At 74.4% G+C, this 1,427-nt stretch carries 1 protein-coding gene; it reads right to left on the bottom strand.

All coding sequences use genetic code 11. From position 1 onward, the window contains the following. Positions 1-1,427: 3-keto-5-aminohexanoate cleavage protein (locus AC27IQ_RS24555; RefSeq protein WP_487091144.1), on the bottom strand; the 1,427-nt coding region annotated here is incomplete at both ends.

Genomic DNA, 1,427 nt, shown 5'->3' with positions numbered 1-1,427 from the left:
TGATGGGCGGTCCAGCGGCACGGCGCGGCCAGCGGCTGCAGCCGGGCGATCGCGGCCTGCAGCAGCGCCACATCGGGGTGGGGCATGTCCAGCGCCACGCGCGTTTCCTCGGCCGTCAACACCGTGGCCCCCAGGGCCTGCAACTGCTCGCGCACATAGCGCACCTGCTCCGCCGTGGTGCCGCGGCGCCAGCCGCCCGCCACCTCGGGATCCGGCACGTTCAGGGCATCTTCCAGGCCCACCCGCACGCCGTCGAGGCCCAGGGCCACAGCCAGGCGCGGCAGCAGCACGATCATCGGGCCGGGCACGAGGGCGGACACCTTGGCGCCGGGGCACTCCGCGCGGATGCGCGCCACCACCGGCCGCAGCCGCGCCACCGCCTGGGCCAGGGCCTGTTCGAAGGCCTCTGCAGAGCCCTCTGCCAACAGGCGCAGGATGTCCTTGCGCTCTTGCACCGGCAACAGGGAGTCGTCCTGCACCCCGCCCTCGGGCAGGCGCCGGTGCTGGTCCACCCCCACCACCAGCATGAACAGCACCGGCCCACCCACCGAACGCAGGCCGGCCTGATAGGGCCCCAGAGCGCCGTCCAGGATCGCGCCGTTGAACACCTCCACCTCGGGCCGCACACCCCATTGCCGGCAGTGCGCGATCTGCGCCGCCAGGAAGGCCGGGGGGTTTTCATAGCCGCCCCCCGCCTGGAAGACCACCGGCCCGGGGCTGAAGGAGCCCATCTCCGGCGCGCGCTGCTGCGCACCATAGGCCCGCAGATGCACCCGGCGCACGGGGCTTTCGAAGTCGGCGGCGCCGCCCCGCACGCTGGTGGACAGGTTCAGGATGGCGGCAGGCGCCGCCTGGTGCAGGCGGGGCACGATCGCCGCGTACTGCGCTTCGTCGATGTGGTTGGCCTGCCGCCCCAGGCGCACCGGCACGGCCACCCCGGGCACGTGCACCGGGTGCTGGCCGCTGCAGTCCCGCGTGTGCAGGTGCACGATGGCGGCCCCCTCGCGCACGGCCGCCACGCTCTGCGCGACGATGGCTTCGGGTGCGATGGGCAAGTGCGGCGATGCGGTCCTGCCCGGATTCCAATGGCCTGCGCCGTGGTCGGCCCAGCCGCGCTCGCGCAGGGTGTCCAGCAGCTGCGGCGCCTCGGCCTGCAACGCGGCCACTAATGCGGGCGGCAGGTAGGTCTCGATCGTTTCCGCGCGCCATGCCAGATCGCCGGCGCCCGCCACGTCCCAACCCTGGGAGGTGAGCGTCAGCACCAGCTCGCGCGCCGTCTTCGCCGAGGCGATGCGGTGCAGGGCCACACCCGGCAGATGCCGGCGTGCCTCCACGTCGCCCAGGCGGCGGCCCGGCGCCTGGGGCCCGTCCGCCGCGCTGGCCACCTGCAGGGCGTCCAGGCTGTCGCAGATCCCCAGGCCGCCGGC

The organism is Acidovorax sp. KPB24-07, assembly GCF_057543315.1.
This window is presented reverse-complemented; position numbering and strand designations above follow the sequence as displayed.